This is a genomic window from Moritella viscosa (assembly GCF_900120065.1).
Taxonomy (GTDB): domain Bacteria; phylum Pseudomonadota; class Gammaproteobacteria; order Enterobacterales; family Moritellaceae; genus Moritella; species Moritella viscosa.
The window spans coordinates 22,939-40,192 of sequence record NZ_FPLG01000093.1 but is presented as its reverse complement, the minus strand read 5'-3'; the positions used below and the strand labels follow the sequence as shown (position 1 = coordinate 40,192).

The following is a 17,254-nucleotide window of genomic DNA, read 5'->3' as shown; positions in this document are numbered from 1 at the left end:
GTTATAAAAAGATCGTATATAATCACTCGTACTTAATCGATTTTAGTGTACTACGGGTTGTTCGCTATGTTTTCAGGTCGATAGATTCAGGTAGATAATTATTCATGCTTTTACAAAAAAGTCGCTATCACGCGGTAGCGGCTGAAATTCAATTGCAAATTGAACAACGAATATGGTTACCTGGTGATCGTATTCCTTCGATTCGTAAGATGAGTAAAATTCAAAACATTAGTCCGATGACTGTTTTAAAAGCGTATGAGTTATTAGAGTCGGAAGGATGGATTTATGCCAAAGTTCGCTCTGGTTATTTTGTTGCCGCGCATCTTAATCGTCTCGCAATACCACAGCCACTAATCCCCCAGATGATCAATTGTTCGATAAAAATTAATGAGCATATCTTTGAAGTGCTGACCGCTTGTAAACGCCCTGATATCGTACCTTTGGGCTCAGCTTTTCCCGACCCTACTTTATTTCCACTGAAACAGTTAGGTCAAGCTCTTGCAAAAACCATTAAAACTATGCCTGCCCACAGTGCGGTGACAGAGCTTCCGCCTGGCAGTGTGCTATTACGCCGTGCAATAGCTAAACGTTATATTTGTGATGGTATTGATGTGTCTATTGATGACATCGTGATCACGTCTGGTGCAATGGAGTCATTAGGACTTAGTTTAATGGCTGTCACTAAGCCCGGAGATACTGTTGCTATTGAATCGCCAGCTTTTTATGGTGTATTGCAAACGGTAGAGCGACTTCAACTTAAGGCCGTTGAAATAGCGACTGACCCACAGCTGGGGATATCAATAGACGCACTCACAACGGCGATAAATCTACATGATATTAAAGCGTGTTGGTTAATGAGTAAATATCAAAATCCGCTTGGTGCATCGATGCCTGAAGCAAATAAATTAGCGATTCGAAATCTATTAGCCGAAAAAAAGATCCCTTTACTTGAGGATGATGTTTACAGTGAGCTATATTTTTCAGAACGTAAACCGAAACCAATTAAAGCGTATGATGAGCAAGGATTAGTATTACATTGTTCATCATTTTCAAAATGTTTAGCTCCTGGTTTTAGAGTTGGCTGGGTAGTTGCTGGTCGCTATGCGAAACAAATCGAGCAACTACAATTGATGACAACACTTTCTGCTGCAGTGCCGAATCAGTTAGCGCTTGCTGAATTTGTTTTACATGGTCGTTATGATGCACATCTGCGTAGATTAAGGCGTAAGCTCGAATCTCGGCAGCAGCAAATGCAACATGCCATTGAGCAATACTTTCCTGCAGAAACTAAGATCACGCGACCTAGCGGCGGTTATTTTTTATGGGTTGTTTTACCTGATGATATAAATACCGGTGAGTTACTTAAAATCCTATTAGATAATCATAATATCAGTATTGCACCTGGAACCTTGTTTGCGGGTGATGGTAAATACAAAAACTGCATGAGGATTAATTGTTCCTATTTGCTTACAGACCAAATACGTCAAGCGCTTATTATCTTAGCTAGGTGCATTACTTCATACCCAATGTAAATAAAAACTGTTCTAGTATCTATTTATAACTAAAGCATCTGTTATAGGGTAGTTTAGTACTGATCTGTACTATGCTTACGGGCCTTATTTGTGTTTCAATACCTCCGCTAGTTTATAAATAATTATATCCATTAAGAGATGAATTAACTGGCGCGATGTAAACTTACTTTTAAACCTGTCTGTAAGTCTTACTATTGTAATAAGTGTTTGATTAAATTAATAAGTGTGAGATAAGTCTGATGATTATAGCGACTTGTTTAGCTTCTTTGATATAATTGAAGACATAAAAATAAGGAGCATATAATGTCTGAAGAACGCATAAATATAAAAGATATAACCCCTAAAGTTAAACCTAAATATACCAACGTCGGTCCTGATAATCATATTTACGTAAGGAACATGAGTGGCGTATTTCAGCGATTGCGAAAATACGTGGGTTGGTTTTTTATGGTGCTGTTTTTAGCATTACCTTTGTTCCAGTGGGATGGACATCAGGCGATCCTATTAAACATCGTTGAGCAACGTATTCATATTTTTGCTTTAACGATTTTCCCTCAAGATTTAATGTTATTAGCTTTGCTCCTTATTGTTGGCGCATTCGCATTATTTTTTGTCACCGCTTACCTTGGCCGAGTTTGGTGTGGTTTTATGTGCCCACAAACTATTTGGACCTTTATTTTCATTTGGTTTGAAGAGAAAATTGAAGGTTCAGCAAATAAACGTTTGAGGTTAAATCAAGGCCCAATAACCGCTGATAAAGTAAAGAAGAAAGTGCTTAAGCACACTGCATGGTTAAGTTTTTCGGTGTTTACGGGGCTTGCATTTATGGCTTATTTTGTGCCAATTTTGGACCTGTATACTGAGTTTTTTACCCTTCAGGCTAGTAGCTCGGTGTACTTCTGGGTATTATTTTTTGCATTTTGTACTTATGGTAATGCTGGCTGGATGCGCAGTATTATGTGTACGCATATGTGCCCATACGCACGTTTCCAATCTGCTATGTTTGATACCGATACATTAATTGTCGGTTATGATTTTAATCGTGGAGAATCACGAGGTCCACGTTCACGTAAGGTCGATCATAAAGCGAAAGGCTTAGGTGATTGTATTGACTGTAATTTATGTGTTCAAGTTTGTCCTGCTGGTATTGATATTCGTGATGGGCTACAGTATGAATGCATTAACTGCGGTGCTTGCATTGATGCCTGTGATCAAACTATGGAACGCATGAACTATCCGAAAGGCTTGATCCGTTATACTTCTGAGAATGACCTAAATAATAAGCCTCATCAGAAAAGTAGATTTAAGTTGGTGGGTTACGGTATTGTAATGACATTAATGACGGTCATGTTTGCGGTGAGTGTAATGAGTATTTCGCCAGTACAAATGGATATTATTCGTGATCGAAATGCGTTATATCGTGAAAATTCCGATGGTAATATTGAAAATACTTATACACTTAAGATTATCAATAAAACATCATTTTCCCAAAAATACAGTTTATCTGTTACCGACGTGCCTGATCATGAGTGGTTTGGGCCCCGTGAAATTGAAGTATTGCCGGGTGAATTGTTCGTTCAGCCAGTGAGTTTAGCCATTGACCCTTATGATTTAAAACAACCAGTAATAAAGATAAACTTTGTTATAACAGAGCTTGGTAATGATCATTATGTCTTTACCCAGCAAAGTCGCTTTATCAGTCAGTTATAACGGCATTACATGCTTATAAATAGGTATGTTTAATGTAAGTTAAAGTAAATAGCAAGCCCAGTAATACTGGGCTTGCTATTATTGTATCCAATCTAAGATCTGTTGTACGTCTATGACGGTTATTTGGATATAGATATTAGTATTTTAGGACATAAAAAATGACAGAACTGCCTGTTGATTACAGTTTGCTTTCCCCTGACTTTATGTTGGATGCGATAGAGTCTATCGGTATCCGTGTTGATTCGGGGTTATTGGAATTAAATAGCTATGAAAATCGGGTGTTTCAATTTCTAGATGAAGATCGTAAACGCTTTGTGGTTAAGTTTTATCGTCCTGTTCGTTGGAGTGATGAACAGATCCAAGAAGAACACGATTTTTCTCTACAGTTACAGGTAGCTGATATCGATGTTGTTGCACCGTTACAATTTGATGGTTGTAGCCTATTCATTTATCAGGGATACCGCTTTGCTATTTTTCCAAGTGCGGGTGGGCGTCCTATTGAAGTGGATAACCTCGATGCATTGGAATCGGTAGGACGCAACTTGGGCCGTGTTCATCAATTAGCAAGTAAGCAACCATTTTTGTATCGACCAACATTATCGATAGCCGAGTTTGTGCACACCCCAAAGTTGATATTACAGCAGAATAACTTTGTACCTAAGCATTTAGAAACATCATTTTTTGATGTGTATGATGCGTTGGAGAAAGAAATTACGCTGCAATATAAGCCGGACGATAAGCAGCTAATTCGTTTACATGGTGATTTACATGCGGGTAATATTTTGTGGCGTGATAAGGTTACATTATTGGATTTTGACGATTGTCGTCAAGGACCCGCGGTACAAGATATATGGATGATGCTGCATGGAGAACGTCATGAACAATTATTACAATTAGAAGTGATGTTAGAAGGCTATGAAGAATTCTGTTCTTTTGATCCAAAACAGCTGAAGCTAATTGAACCACTACGTGCGATGCGTATGATGAACTACATGGGATGGATTGCTAAACGTTGGGATGATCCTGCTTTTAGTCGCCATTTTGCTTGGTTTACCGATGATGATTATTGGCAACAACAGGTAAGGTTTTTACATGAACAGATTGATAATATGCAAAAACCGCCGTTATCTCTCATACCTAATTACTAATTTTTTGTACAGTTAATAATGTCTAATTTAAATTTTCAGGAAGGAAAATAATGAAAAAATTATTTATATTGATCACTGCAATGTTATTTTTACCCTTTGCGAATGCTGCACAGTTCAAAGAAGGTGTACATTATGATGTTATCGCTGAGCAGGCTACACCAAAACCGCAAGTTGCTGAATACTTTTCGTATTATTGCCCACACTGTAATAAGTTCGAACCTATTATGACTGATGTGACAAAACGTCTTGCTGGTAGCGATATTAAAGTAGAAAAAAATCACGTTGCTTTTATTGGCCGTGAAATGGGTATTGAAATGCAGAAAGCATTTGCGACTGCAGAGTTGTTGAATGTTGAACATCAAATGTCATCTGCTATCTTTACTGCGATTCATGAGCAAAAGCGTCGTTTCTCTGGTCGTGATGATATCCGTACTGTATTTACTGATGCTGGTATCGATGGTAAGAAATTTGATGCTGCAGTGAATAGCTTTGCTGTGAATGGCAAAGTTGCACGCATGGATAAAAATACGGCTAAGAAAAATATCCGTGGTGTACCAGCATTAATCGTTAATGGTAAATACCAAATTAATATGGGGAGTATTCAAGCGCGTGGTGAAGAGTTCAACGTTAAGCTAACTGAACTTATTAAATACCTAGCAGCAAAAACGGATTAATTTTGGTTCGGTTTTAGGTATTAAAAAAGGACGCGATTGCGTCCTTTTATTTATTAGAATTAATATTTAAGCTTACTGTTCCCAAACAATCTTATCTTGGTGATTCTCTTCGTAGAAAGGTTTAAAACGGCTTTCTAGTTCATGACGCTTAAATTTAAGTGTTGGTGTTAGCAAACCATTATCCACTGTCCATTCATCTTTTAAAACAATAATATGACCAATGCGTGCATGTGATTCTAATGATTTATTAATATGTTGGCGTGTTTCTTCAAGATTCGTTGTCATCGCTTCTTGACCTAGTTCACGCGCTTCTGGTGATAACACCACTAATGCTACAGGTTGTGTTAAGGCTGTACCGGTAATACAGATCTGCTCAATATTTGGGTTTTCACCAAACTTACATTCAATTGGCACAGGTGTTACGTACTTACCTTTTGAAGTCTTGAAGATGTCTTTTACGCGACCAGTAATTTTTACATAACCATTGCTATCGATTTCACCTTTATCACCAGTTTTGAAGTAACCTTCTTCATCGAATGATTCTTTGGTCTGTGCTTCATCTTTGTAATAACCACTCATTAGGCCATCACCTTTCACTAAAATTTCGCCAATCTCAGAGATTTTTAGATCAACACCTGCACCAGGTTTACCAATGGTTCCTATTTTTTGTGAGTTGAATGGATGGTTTAACGTGCCGTAAGCAAGATTTTCTGTCATGCCCCATGCTTCGGTAATATTTAAACCAAGGCGTTCGTACCATTTTAATAATGATGGTGATACTGCCGCTGAACCACAGCCAAGCATACGAGCATGCTGTAAACCTAGACCACGTTTAATTTTAGCTCTTACTAAACCATTAACAAATGGGATTTTTAGTAGGAAGTTAAGTTTATGTGCAGGCATTTTTTGTAATACGCCCATTTGGAAACGAGTCCATAGACGTGGTACTGAAATGAACAACGTTGGCTCTACAGACTGAATATTACTGACGAAGGTGTCAAGTGACTCAACAAAGGAAACCACACCTTCACCGGCATAAATACTACTACCTTCAATATAAACACGTTCAGTAATGTGTGCGAGTGGTAAATAAGACAGTAATCTGTCGCCTGGAATAATGCCTAAGCTAGAGACAATATTTTGCGATGCAGATTTGAATGCAGCAAACGTGATCATTACGCCTTTCGGATTACCAGTACTACCTGAGGTATAAATAATTGACATTAAGTCTTCAAGGTTGATGTGTGCTGGTGTTGCTAATGGCTGGTGTTGCTCTAGCAGATCATTCCATTTATATTGACAAGTAAGTGTCTCATAAGGGTAACTAATGGTAATTACGTCTGCAGGTAGTTTCCCTTCTAGACTTTGATAGTTATCTAACTTACCAATAAACAGAACTTTTGCTTCACTGTGCTCTAATACATAGTTGATTGTTTTTGCATTTGCTGTTGAGTAAATTGGCACGCTAATATAACCCGCGTACATGATTGCTAAATCGTTAATAAACCATTCGGCGCTATTTTTTGCCAAAATTGCTATTTTGTCACCTGGTGTTAATCCAAGTGATTGCAGTGCTTGAGCAATACGTTTTGTTTGGTCTGCAACTTGAGACCACGTGAACTCGTGAAATGTCCCATTAATAGGTTGGCGTAAATATACCTCATTGGCACGATGCTTTTCCCAGTGCAATAAGGCATCGAGAGGTGTGTTTAAGTTTAGTGCTAATGTGCTCATATGTGATCCCAAAAAAAGATTAATGCAACAATGCCTTAACAGTTATAGCATGTTACACCTTGTTCCGTTTAAGATTAAATCAAAAGTGAGATCTCTATGTCATTTTAGAATTAAGGCTCTATTCATGGCAGTTTTTATGTCTTTTATTACCCCTAAAGCGTTATATTATTGGGCTTTTTTTAAATTAAAATGAAGTGGCGCACAAAATAATAATTATATTGTTGTAGATTTAATTGTTAGTTTTGTTGTCTATGTGTTGCGATTAAGTTGTCTTTTGTCTTCCAGATATTGGTTACCCATTGTTGAAATTGTTGCTTAAATTCACGGTTGTTCTCATAGTCACCTTGTAGTTCTGGGGTGATTGGCATTGTGTCAACGCGAATAACAATACGTTTTAATTTTCCTTGTAATAGATCTTTAAAAGGTGAATCAGGATTATCAGGATAAATAATGGTGACATTTAATATTTGATCAAAGGTTGTTCCCATTGATGCTAATGACAGTGCTATGCCACCTGATTTTGGTGGTAGTAAATAACGATATGGAGACTTGGTTTGTTGTTTTTTGTCCTTGGTAAAGCGTGTGCCTTCGGCAAAGTTTACTATGGTCGTCGGTGATAACTTGGCTTTTCTACACGCTTGACGTGTGCTTTCCATATCTTGAGCTTTTAAATGGGGTTTTTTAGCGATCTTGTGTTTGTTATAACGCTTCATAAACGGCATATCTAATGCCCAGCAAGCACTGCCAACAAAGGGAACATACAAGATCTCTTGTTTTACAAAAAATTTAGGTAGTGGGATTTTATGGGCGAAAACTGAAAATAGAACAACAATATCTGTCCAACTGTAATGATTAGATATCAGCAAATACCACTTATCTTTACTTAAATCACCTTTGATCTCTATATCCCATTCGACTTTATTAATTAACTTGATCATCCAAGTATTTATCCTGGCCCAAATTCCCAACAACATATCCGCTAGCTTATGGGTCGCTCTCTGTACGGGGGCTATCGGTAAAATTAACTTAATTAAGCCGGTCAGGGTAATTAAGGTTAATGAACAAATAATATTCATGGCCACTAATACAGTACTTATTACCATTAATACGAACGAGGGTAGAAAATTAATCATTTAACTGTGCCTGTTTAAGTTCTTCTAATTCCAGATCTTTATTTATCCATAATTCATTTATCCATTGCTGAAAATTAGTCTGGAAGGCTTTATCATTGAGATAATCACCCATATAACTTGCGTTAATTTCTTGTGTGGTAATTTGTACTTGGATTTGTTGTACTTGACCGCTAATAAACTCCCAAAAAGTTGGAATACCTTGCGGGTAGTAAATAGTCACATTGACAAGGGTATCAAGTTGGCCATTCATCGCATCGAGAGCAAAGGCGATCCCCCCCGCTTTAGGTTTTAATAAATGACTAAATGTCGATGCCTGTTGGCTGTGTTTATGCTGAGTAAAGCGGGTGCCTTCAACAAAATTCATTACACTGACTGGTTTATGTTTGAATTTAGCACAGGCTTTTTTAGTTGTTTCAATGTCTTTACCACGCATGTGTGGGTTCTTAGCTAAAAACTTTTTGTTGTAACGTTTCATGAATGGAAAGTCGAGAGCCCACCAAGCCAGACCTAAAAAAGGAACCCAGATAAGTTCTTTTTTTAAGAAAAATTTTAGAAAGGGGATCTTACCGTTTAGTACTCGCTGTAAAACCAGAATATCGACCCAAGATTGATGGTTCGAAATGACCATATACCACTTATTTAATGATAACCCTTCTGCACTATTTACTTGGATATTTGGGTTACCAATTAGTTGTTGTGTTATCCCGTTTACAGATACCCAGTTTGACGCACAGCCATCAAGTAAATGATTCAGTACTCTTTGTGCCGTTTTAAACGGAATAATACTTTTTAACAGCGAAAAAATAACAATAGGGATCAACCAAAATATGGTATTTAACAGGTAACAGAGAAATGCAATGGCGCCTGCCACCTTTTGTGTGAATGTTGATAACATAATATGGCCTTGGTGTGATGTGAGATGAAATGATAAAACTATCATCACGTTATGCCAAACAAAAACTGAAATTATTAAACATTTATTTGTTGTAATAAACGATCCATCGCACGATAAGAGAGTGCTTCAAGTAAATGTGATTTATTGATATCTATACAATTGTTCAAATCAGCAATGGTACGAGCGACCTTGATTATCTTATGAAATGCCCGTGTTGATAGGCCCATTTTATCAATGGCCAGTTCTAAAAAGATCGCATCTTGATGTTGTAATGGGCAATACCGTTCAATGTCTTTACTGGACAAAGCGTCGTTTAATTTATTGCTGCGTTGACGTTGAGTTGTTTGTGCTGCACTTACCCTTTGTTTAATTTGTTCACTGTTTTCTCCGCGCTGTCCTTGCTCCGTTAAACTGCCCTTTGGTAATGCGGGGACTTCAATTGTCAGATCAAAGCGGTCTAAGAAGGGACCTGATAATTTGCTTAAATATTTTGCCACCTGGCTATTGTTACCACCAAATTTATTATTGTCATAATAGCCCGAAGGCGATGGATTTAGTGCGCCTATTAATTGGAAATTAGCGGGGAAGTCGACTTGTTGGTTGGCCCGGGAGATTGTGATCTGCCCTGCTTCTAGAGGTTCGCGTAAAGAGTCGAGCGCTTTACGCTGGTATTCTGGTAGTTCGTCTAAAAATAACACGCCATTATGCGCGAGAGTTATTTCTCCCGGTCTCGGGTTTCGACCACCACCGACTAGCGCGACCGCTGAGGAGGTATGGTGCGGAGTTCGAAAAGGGCGGCGGCACCAATCTTGGGCAACAAACTCGCCGCCACTAATCGATTTTATCGCTGCGCATTCGAGTGCTTCTTGTTCAGTCATATCAGGTTGAATACTGGTTAAGCGACTGGCCAACATGGTTTTACCTGTCCCGGGAGGACCAAACAACAATAAATTATGATTACCTGCTGCGCAGATCTCTAAGGCTCGTTTGGCACTTTGCTGACCGATAATGTCTTGCATATCGTGTTGACTTGCTGATGTTATAATTTCGGACGTTGCTCGTTGTGCGGTGGGTAATTTTTGTTGATCCGTTAAATGTGTACATACCTGTTGTAAGTCCGTGGCGGTGAAACAAGTGGCATTGTCGATAAGTGCTGCTTCATGGCCATTATCAAAGGGAATTATTGTACTGCGTTGGGCTTTTTTACCCGCGATGATACTCGGGATTGTGCCACGGCAAGTTCGTAATTTACCGGATAAAGAGAGTTCACCAATAAATTCTAATTGTTGATGTCGATTAGTCGTGACTTGTTGTGATGCGATTAAAATCGCGATAGCAATCGGTAAATCATAACGGCTGCCTTCTTTTGGTAGATCTGCTGGTCCCAAATTGACGGTGATCCGTTTGGCTGGCATTACAAAATTAGAATTCATCAAGGCACTACGCACGCGATCTTTGGCTTCTTTCACCGATGTTTCTGGTAGGCCGACAATGGTAAAGCCTGGTAGTCCTTCGCTGATGTGAACTTCAATGGTAATTAAAGGCGCATTGATACCTAAAATTGCACGGCTATAGATCACGGCTAAACTCATTAATCATCCTTGGCTTTTATGATTGTATTTATACCTTAGTGTAATTAACAATAAGTATGTTTGAATTAGGTGGATTATTTTAAAACCTTAAGCAAGGCCTATTTGCCATAGTCTATTTTGTGATGCTTGTCATGTGTGAATTTTTAAGCTGTTATTTGTTTGTTATTCAACATTTTGAATGGTTACTGTGCATTTATTTAGTTATTTTAGTTATTTTATGCGCGGTTAAAGCCTTGCTTAAATAAATTCACCATGCTAATAATGAATCATAAAATTTTATATAGTTGTTGGATTAGTTATATGTTTGGGTTTACTTCGCGTCTTATTATTGTGGTCAGCATTCTGGTGGTAATTATTAAATTACCAAGCCGGGGACTTACTGCTAAGCGAAAATAAGCTTAATCCAGCAATAAGAAAACCTCGGTAAATAACCGGGGTTTTTTTTTGTTTGGCGTTTAACGATTTACAAGAATGATGTTTAAAGGGATGTGGATTAATGAAAGCAACAGAGTTTATTGTAAATGCTTTACGTAAACAGGGAGTAACCCAAGTATTTGGTTATCCTGGCGGTGCGATAATGCCATTGTATGATGCGTTATATGATGGTGGCGTAGCGCATTTATTAGCGCGACATGAGCAAGGTGCAATCATGGCGGCATTGGGTTATGCGCGTGCTGGCGCTAGAGTCGGTGTATGTATTGCGACTTCAGGTCCAGGTGCAACTAACTTAGTGACAGGTTTAGCGGAAGCAATGGCTGATTCGATCCCTGTTGTTGCGTTCACTGGGCAAGTGCCGAGCGCCTTGATTGGTGTGGATACGTTTCAAGAAGTGGATATTCTTGGCATGACGTTATCGTGTACTAAACACAGCTTTTTGGTTGAAGATCAAAATGATTTAGATCGTATTATTGCCGAAGCATTTACGATTGCGACAACTGGCCGTCCTGGTCCTGTATTAATTGATATCCCTAAAGATATTCAGCTGGCAGAAATGGCGTATGAGACGGTATCTGAATTACCAGTATTACCCCCATTAGATGGCTTAGTTGATGAAGAAGTTGCTGCAGCACGTGCATTATTACATGCGGCTAAAAAACCTGTGTTGTATGTTGGCGGTGGTGTCGGTATGGCGAACGCGGTACCTGAACTACGTGAATTAGCGGCAGCATTAGATATTCCGATGGTTAGCACGCTAAAGGGTATTGGTAGTGCCGATTCTGAACACCCTTATTATTTGGGTATGCTAGGGATGCATGGTCTGAAAGCGGCTAATTTAGCGGTGCAAGAAAGTGATCTGTTGATTGCGGTCGGTGCGCGTTTTGATGACCGGGTAACCGGTAAGCTTGATGAGTTTGCGCCACATGCCAAAGTGATCCATTTGGATATTGATGCTTGTGAGCACAATAAATTACGCGTTGCTAATGTTGCTATCACGACTGATTTAAAACTCATTCTACCGGCGTTAAAAATGACCTTGGATATTGCACCTTGGCGTTTACATACCCTCGAAATGAAAGTTGACACAGCTTTTCGCTATGATCACCCTGGCATTGCTATCTATGCCCCTTTGTTATTGAAACAATTGTCTGCCAGTTTACCTGAAGACCATCTTGTTGCGTGCGATGTTGGTCAGCACCAGATGTGGACTGCGCAACATATGACATTTACCCAACCTGAAAATTTATTATCCAGTGCGGGTTTTGGCACCATGGGTTTTGGGTTACCGGCGGCTGTTGGTGCGGCACTCGCGCGTCCTGATGCTATGCCGGTTGTGGTTACGGGAGATGGTTCTATTATGATGAACATTCAAGAACTAGCGACTATTAACCGAGCTAAATTACCAGTGAAGATTGTATTAATCGATAATCAACGCCTCGGTATGGTGCGCCAATGGCAAACGCTGTTTTTTGATGGTCGTTTATCACAAACTATTCTTGATGATAATCCAGACTTCGTGGCGTTAGCGGCTGCATGCGGTATTCCGGGAGAAACGGTGATTGTTAAAGAACAGGTGCAGCCTGCGATTGATCGTATGCTGGCCAGTAATGGCGCGTACTTTTTGCATGTTCAAATTTCAGAGCAAGAAAATGTATGGCCATTAGTGCCACCTGGAGTAAATAACGGCGAGATGTTGGAGCAATATGATGAGTGTTAAGCAAGTGCATGAAGTGGTGATTGATGCCACCAACACACTCGAAATTTTAGAGCGAGTATTACGTGTTATTCGTCATCGAGGCTTTCGTATTAGTAGCATGAATTCGGTACAAATGAATGATTGCAATAGCATAAAGATTACGGTTACAGTATCGGGTGATCGCGGGATTGACCTACTCTATAAACAGTTAGATAAGTTATTTGATGTGCGTAAACTAAGCGTTCAGCACATTACTACAATATAACACTTTATTGAAAACACTGGTTTGCATTGCAGGATGCAAGAGCTGGTGTTATTTAAAATAATATAAAATTACAGCATAAAGGAAGAAGCAATTATGGCGAATACTGAACAGCAAGTTTGGTTTAATGGAAAGATGGTACCTGAGTCTCAGGCTCAAGTGAGTGTATTTACGCATGCATTGCATTATGGATCATCGGTCTTTGAAGGTATTCGTGCATATGATACGCCAAAAGGTCCCGCTATTTTCCGTTTGAAAGAACATGTTCAACGTCTATTTGATTCGGCTAAGATTTATGGCTGGTCCATCCCTTATTCAAAACAAGAAATAGAACAAGCCTGTAAAGATGCGGTATTAGCCAATGGCCTTACCAATGCTTACCTACGTCCTCTGGCTTATATTGGTAATGTTGGATTGGGTTTAACACCTAAATCCACAGTATGCGAGGCGCTTGTTGCTGCAATGAGCTGGGGGGCTTACTTGGGCGATGAAAGTTTAGAGGAAGGCGTTGATGTTTGTGTTACCTCTTGGAATCGCTTAGCACCTAATACGATCCCAACTGGTGCCAAAGCCGGTGGTAACTATTTATCATCACAACTGATCTCATCTGAAGCGAAGCGTCATGGTTACGCTGAAGGTATTGCATTGGATGTGAACGGCACTATTTCTGAAGGCGCGGGTGAAAACTTGTTCTTCGTGAAAAATGGGGTTATTCATACTCCGCCGACAACGGCATGCATCTTACCTGGTTTAACGCGAAATACCTTAATGGTACTGGCTCGTGACTTTGGCTATGAAGTGCGTGAAGAACCGATTGCCCGTGAAGCTATGTACTTAGCTGATGAGATGTTCATGTGCGGTACAGCTGCGGAAGTGGTTCCAGTACGTTCTGTTGATCGTATTGACATTGGCAGGGGTAAACGTGGCCCAATTACAGAGCGACTACAGACAGCTTATTTTGCTTTGATTAAAGGTCAAAGTGAAGATAAGTGGGGTTGGTTGGATTACGTGGCAGATCCAAGCTAATCGTTCAATTTATATTACTGCTATATATATAAGTGGGTGTTGTTAACACCTACTTACGACGATAAGTCGATTTGATTATTAAGGTGAGGCACAGATTTGCCTCCTTTATATTAACTGTTTATTTTGTTTCATGGAGAGAACCGATGCCTAAACTGCGTTCTGCAACATCTACCCAAGGTCGTAATATGGCCGGTGCTCGCGCCTTGTGGCGTGCAACTGGTACCCGAGAAGAAGATTTCGGCAAACCGATTATTGCCATTGCCAATTCATTTACCCAATTTGTTCCTGGTCACGTACATTTAAAAGATATGGGACAATTGGTCGCGGACGAAATTTTGAAATCTGGCGGTATCGCTAAAGAATTTAATACCATTGCGATTGATGATGGTATCGCGATGGGTCACGACGGCATGCTATATAGCTTACCATCACGTGATCTGATTGCTGATTCTGTTGAATATATGGTTAATGCGCACTGTGCGGATGCACTTGTGTGTATTTCTAACTGCGACAAGATCACCCCAGGTATGTTAATGGCCGCGTTGCGTCTTAATATTCCTGTTATCTTTATTTCCGGTGGCCCGATGGAAGCCGGTAAAACTAAATTATCAGATCAGATCATTAAATTAGACTTAGTGGATGCCATGGTAATGGGCGCAGATAAAAATGTGTCAGATGAAGATGTTGAAAAAGTAGAACGTAGCGCATGCCCAACGTGTGGTTCATGTTCAGGTATGTTTACTGCCAACTCAATGAACTGTTTAACAGAAGCATTAGGTTTATCACAACCGGGTAATGGCTCACTAGTTGCTACTCACGCTGATCGTGAAGAATTGTTCTTAAATGCTGGTCGTCGTATTGTTGATCTGTGTAAGCGCTATTATGAGCAAGATGATGAATCGGTATTACCGCGTAATATTGCTAATCGTGACGCCTTTGAAAATGCGATGACACTGGATATTGCAATGGGTGGTTCAACCAATACGGTATTGCATTTAATCGCTGCTGCAATTGAAGGTGAAGTTGATTATAACTTAGCGGATATGGATGCATTATCACGTAAAGTGCCGCAGTTATGTAAAGTGGCCCCATCAACACCGCTCTATCATATGGAAGATGTGCATCGCGCCGGTGGTGTGATGGGGATCTTGGCTGAATTGAATCGTGCGGGTTTATTGCATACTGACAATATGACCGTAATGGGCATGACGATGGCTGAGCAGTTGGCTAAGTTTGATATTGTCACAACCGAATCTGACGCGGTGAAGAAAATGTATTCGGCGGGTCCTGCTGGTATCCGTACCACGAAAGCCTTCAGCCAAGATTGCCGTTGGGATTCACTGGATGATGATCGCGCTAACGGTTGTATCCGTTCAATCGAAAATGCCTATAGCCAAGAAGGTGGTCTTGCGGTACTAACTGGTAACATTGCTATTGATGGTGCGGTAGTTAAAACTGCGGGGGTCGAGGATGATAACTTATTGTTCCGGGGTACCGCGCGGGTATTTGAAAGCCAAGACTCTGCGGTTAGTGCCATTTTAGCCAGTGAAATTAAAGCTGGTGATGTGGTTGTTATTCGTTATGAAGGGCCGAAAGGTGGTCCAGGTATGCAAGAAATGCTATACCCAACCAGTTATTTGAAATCTATGGGACTTGGTAAAGCGTGTGCGCTTATTACTGATGGTCGTTTTTCGGGTGGTACGTCGGGCTTGTCTATTGGTCATGCTTCACCAGAAGCTGCAAGTGGCGGTTTGATCGGTCTAGTTGAAGATGGTGATATTATTGATATTAATATTCCAGAACGTTCGATGAATCTTGTGGTTGCTGATGATGTACTTGCTGCGCGCCGTACTGAAATGGAAAGCCGCGGGGAATTAGCTTGGAAACCAGTTGAGAAGCGCAAACGAAAAGTAACACAAGCATTGCGTATTTACGGTCATTTTGCGACAAGTGCAGATAAAGGTGCGGTACGCGATCGAAATATGATCTAACCTACCTCGTTAGTATTATCGAACAATTCTCAATGATCTATATCAAGGGCTCAGTGATAATCGACTATGATTACTACTGAGCTCTTTTTTTTGAGGGAGATCTTGCTCACAGAAAAAATTATCTTCTGTTCAACATCGATTTAACAAATCTTCTATAAACTTTTCTTAAAATTAGAGTGATCTTTAGTGATTAATTTTGCTAATCTATGTCTATACTGCACCTATATATCGAGAAGCTTTTCTCAGCCAGTTAAATAAACCATAAATCGGAGTAAGCAGCATATGATTATCGGCGTACCTAAAGAGATTAAAAACCATGAGTATCGCGTAGGTATGACTCCTGCAAGTGCACGAGAGCTTATTACACATGGCCATACCGTTTATGTTGAAACATTTGCTGGTGCTGGTATTGGTTTTAGCGACAGCGATTATGAAACTGTTGGTGCAAAAATATTAACAACTGCTGCTGAAGTTTTCGCAACTGCAGATATGATTGTAAAAGTAAAAGAGCCACAAGCTGTTGAACGTGCAATGTTACGCGATGGCCAAGTGTTATTCACTTATTTACACCTTGCACCTGATTTAGCGCAAACAGAAGACCTAATCAAGAGTAATGCAGTTTGTATCGCTTATGAAACAGTAACGGATGCAAACGGTGGTTTACCATTACTTGCGCCTATGTCTGCTGTTGCTGGCCGTATGTCAATTCAGGCTGGTGCACAAGCATTAGAAAAATCACAAGGTGGTTGTGGTCTTCTTATGGGTGGCGTACCGGGTGTTGCTCCTGCAAACGTTGTTGTTATCGGCGGCGGTGTTGTTGGTATGAATGCGGCGAAAATGGCTGTTGGTATGGGTGCTAGCGTAACTATGTTAGACCGTAACCTTACTGTACTTGCTAATCTAGACAACCAATTTGATGGTCGTCTGAAAGTTGTTTATTCTACACACGATGCAATTGAAAAATATGTATTAGAAGCTGATCTTGTGATTGGTGCGGTATTAGTTCCTGGTGCAGCAGCACCGAAACTAGTAACTAAAGACCTAATTTCACGCATGAAGCCTGGTGCTGCTGTTGTTGACGTTGCGATTGACCAAGGTGGTTGTTTCGAAACTTCACATGCGACTACACACCAAGACCCAACTTACATTATTGATGATGTTGTACACTATTGTGTTGCTAACATGCCTGGTGCTGTTGCTAAAACATCTACGTTTGCATTAAACAATGCAACACTACCGTACATCATCAAACTTGCTAACTTAGGTTGGAAAGAAGCATTAATACAAGATGAGCACTTACTAAACGGCTTAAATGTTATCGCTGGTCAAGTAACTGTTCAAGATGTTGCAGAAGCACATAACCTACCGTTCGTTGCACCAAAGAGCATGATTTTATAATCTAGTTTATTGCAATAACGTGTTA

Annotated in this window: 13 protein-coding genes; 9 read left to right on the top strand and 4 right to left on the bottom strand. The window is 39.9% G+C overall.

Going from position 1 to position 17,254, the window contains the following annotated elements; translation table 11 throughout:
* Positions 1 to 104: 104 nt before the first annotated feature.
* From BT797_RS13470 to BT797_RS13455, 4 genes are all read left to right on the top strand, one after another.
* Complete coding sequence (locus BT797_RS13470; protein WP_045112301.1) at positions 105 to 1,532, top strand: aminotransferase-like domain-containing protein; 1,428 nt, start codon at positions 105 to 107, stop codon at positions 1,530 to 1,532.
* A 303-nt stretch (positions 1,533 to 1,835) separates the two neighbouring features.
* A complete protein-coding gene (gene ccoG / locus BT797_RS13465) occupies positions 1,836 to 3,242 on the top strand; it encodes a cytochrome c oxidase accessory protein CcoG (RefSeq protein WP_045112300.1) in 1,407 nt (468 codons plus the stop codon).
* Positions 3,243 to 3,400: 158 nt separating this feature from the next.
* Entirely contained in the window at positions 3,401 to 4,390 is a 990-nt protein-coding gene (locus tag BT797_RS13460) for a serine/threonine protein kinase (protein ID WP_075472374.1), read from the top strand.
* Between the two features lie 50 nt (positions 4,391 to 4,440).
* Complete coding sequence (locus BT797_RS13455; protein ID WP_045112298.1) at positions 4,441 to 5,064, top strand: thiol:disulfide interchange protein DsbA/DsbL; 624 nt, start codon at positions 4,441 to 4,443, stop codon at positions 5,062 to 5,064.
* 72 nt (positions 5,065 to 5,136) lie between these two features.
* Here the strand turns inward: BT797_RS13455 and BT797_RS13450 are convergent, their stop codons facing one another.
* From BT797_RS13450 to BT797_RS13435, 4 genes are all read right to left on the bottom strand, one after another.
* A complete protein-coding gene (locus BT797_RS13450) occupies positions 5,137 to 6,798 on the bottom strand; it encodes an AMP-binding protein (RefSeq protein WP_075472372.1) in 1,662 nt (553 codons plus the stop codon).
* Between the two features lie 236 nt (positions 6,799 to 7,034).
* A complete protein-coding gene (locus BT797_RS13445) occupies positions 7,035 to 7,874 on the bottom strand; it encodes an acyltransferase (protein ID WP_244534194.1) in 840 nt (279 codons plus the stop codon).
* Between the two features lie 49 nt (positions 7,875 to 7,923).
* Positions 7,924 to 8,826: an acyltransferase gene (locus BT797_RS13440; RefSeq protein ID WP_075472368.1), complete on the bottom strand. Its 903-nt coding sequence runs from the start codon at positions 8,824 to 8,826 to the stop codon at positions 7,924 to 7,926.
* Positions 8,827 to 8,900: 74 nt separating this feature from the next.
* Positions 8,901 to 10,418, bottom strand: coding sequence for a YifB family Mg chelatase-like AAA ATPase (locus BT797_RS13435; RefSeq protein ID WP_075472366.1), 1,518 nt, complete (start codon positions 10,416 to 10,418; stop codon positions 8,901 to 8,903).
* Between the two features lie 496 nt (positions 10,419 to 10,914).
* On the opposite strand from BT797_RS13435, the gene ilvG reads away from it, so the two are divergent.
* The 5 genes from ilvG (at position 10,915) to ald (ending at position 17,229) form a co-directional block, all read left to right on the top strand.
* Positions 10,915 to 12,573 carry an acetolactate synthase 2 catalytic subunit gene (ilvG, locus tag BT797_RS13430; RefSeq protein WP_075472364.1) on the top strand — a complete coding sequence of 553 codons (1,659 nt, stop codon included), beginning with the start codon at positions 10,915 to 10,917 and terminating at the stop codon, positions 12,571 to 12,573.
* Positions 12,560 to 12,817 carry an acetolactate synthase 2 small subunit gene (gene ilvM, locus BT797_RS13425; protein ID WP_370429912.1) on the top strand — a complete coding sequence of 86 codons (258 nt, stop codon included), beginning with the start codon at positions 12,560 to 12,562 and terminating at the stop codon, positions 12,815 to 12,817. The genes ilvG and ilvM overlap by 14 nt, the downstream gene beginning before the upstream one ends.
* Before the next feature lie 93 nt (positions 12,818 to 12,910).
* Positions 12,911 to 13,840: a branched-chain amino acid transaminase gene (locus BT797_RS13420; protein ID WP_075472362.1), complete on the top strand. Its 930-nt coding sequence runs from the start codon at positions 12,911 to 12,913 to the stop codon at positions 13,838 to 13,840.
* 143 nt (positions 13,841 to 13,983) lie between these two features.
* Positions 13,984 to 15,831 (top strand): dihydroxy-acid dehydratase, encoded by a 1,848-nt coding sequence (gene ilvD / locus BT797_RS13415; protein ID WP_075472360.1) that lies wholly within the window; start codon positions 13,984 to 13,986, stop codon positions 15,829 to 15,831.
* Between the two features lie 282 nt (positions 15,832 to 16,113).
* Positions 16,114 to 17,229 carry an alanine dehydrogenase gene (ald, locus tag BT797_RS13410; RefSeq protein ID WP_045112282.1) on the top strand — a complete coding sequence of 372 codons (1,116 nt, stop codon included), beginning with the start codon at positions 16,114 to 16,116 and terminating at the stop codon, positions 17,227 to 17,229.
* Positions 17,230 to 17,254 lie beyond the last annotated feature (25 nt).

Excerpts from the sequence above, each read along its gene's own strand:
- BT797_RS13470 (WP_045112301.1), top strand. The coding sequence starts at position 105 with ATGCTTTTACAAAAAAGTCGCTATCACGCGGTAGCGGCTGAAATTCAA.
- ccoG (WP_045112300.1), top strand. The coding sequence starts at position 1,836 with ATGTCTGAAGAACGCATAAATATAAAAGATATAACCCCTAAAGTTAAA.
- BT797_RS13460 (WP_075472374.1), top strand. The coding sequence starts at position 3,401 with ATGACAGAACTGCCTGTTGATTACAGTTTGCTTTCCCCTGACTTTATG.
- BT797_RS13455 (WP_045112298.1), top strand. The coding sequence starts at position 4,441 with ATGAAAAAATTATTTATATTGATCACTGCAATGTTATTTTTACCCTTT.
- BT797_RS13450 (WP_075472372.1), bottom strand. The coding sequence starts at position 6,798 with ATGAGCACATTAGCACTAAACTTAAACACACCTCTCGATGCCTTATTG.
- BT797_RS13445 (WP_244534194.1), bottom strand. The coding sequence starts at position 7,874 with ATGAATATTATTTGTTCATTAACCTTAATTACCCTGACCGGCTTAATT.
- BT797_RS13440 (WP_075472368.1), bottom strand. The coding sequence starts at position 8,826 with ATGTTATCAACATTCACACAAAAGGTGGCAGGCGCCATTGCATTTCTC.
- BT797_RS13435 (WP_075472366.1), bottom strand. The coding sequence starts at position 10,418 with ATGAGTTTAGCCGTGATCTATAGCCGTGCAATTTTAGGTATCAATGCG.
- ilvG (WP_075472364.1), top strand. The coding sequence starts at position 10,915 with ATGAAAGCAACAGAGTTTATTGTAAATGCTTTACGTAAACAGGGAGTA.
- ilvM (WP_370429912.1), top strand. The coding sequence starts at position 12,560 with ATGATGAGTGTTAAGCAAGTGCATGAAGTGGTGATTGATGCCACCAAC.
- BT797_RS13420 (WP_075472362.1), top strand. The coding sequence starts at position 12,911 with ATGGCGAATACTGAACAGCAAGTTTGGTTTAATGGAAAGATGGTACCT.
- ilvD (WP_075472360.1), top strand. The coding sequence starts at position 13,984 with ATGCCTAAACTGCGTTCTGCAACATCTACCCAAGGTCGTAATATGGCC.
- ald (WP_045112282.1), top strand. The coding sequence starts at position 16,114 with ATGATTATCGGCGTACCTAAAGAGATTAAAAACCATGAGTATCGCGTA.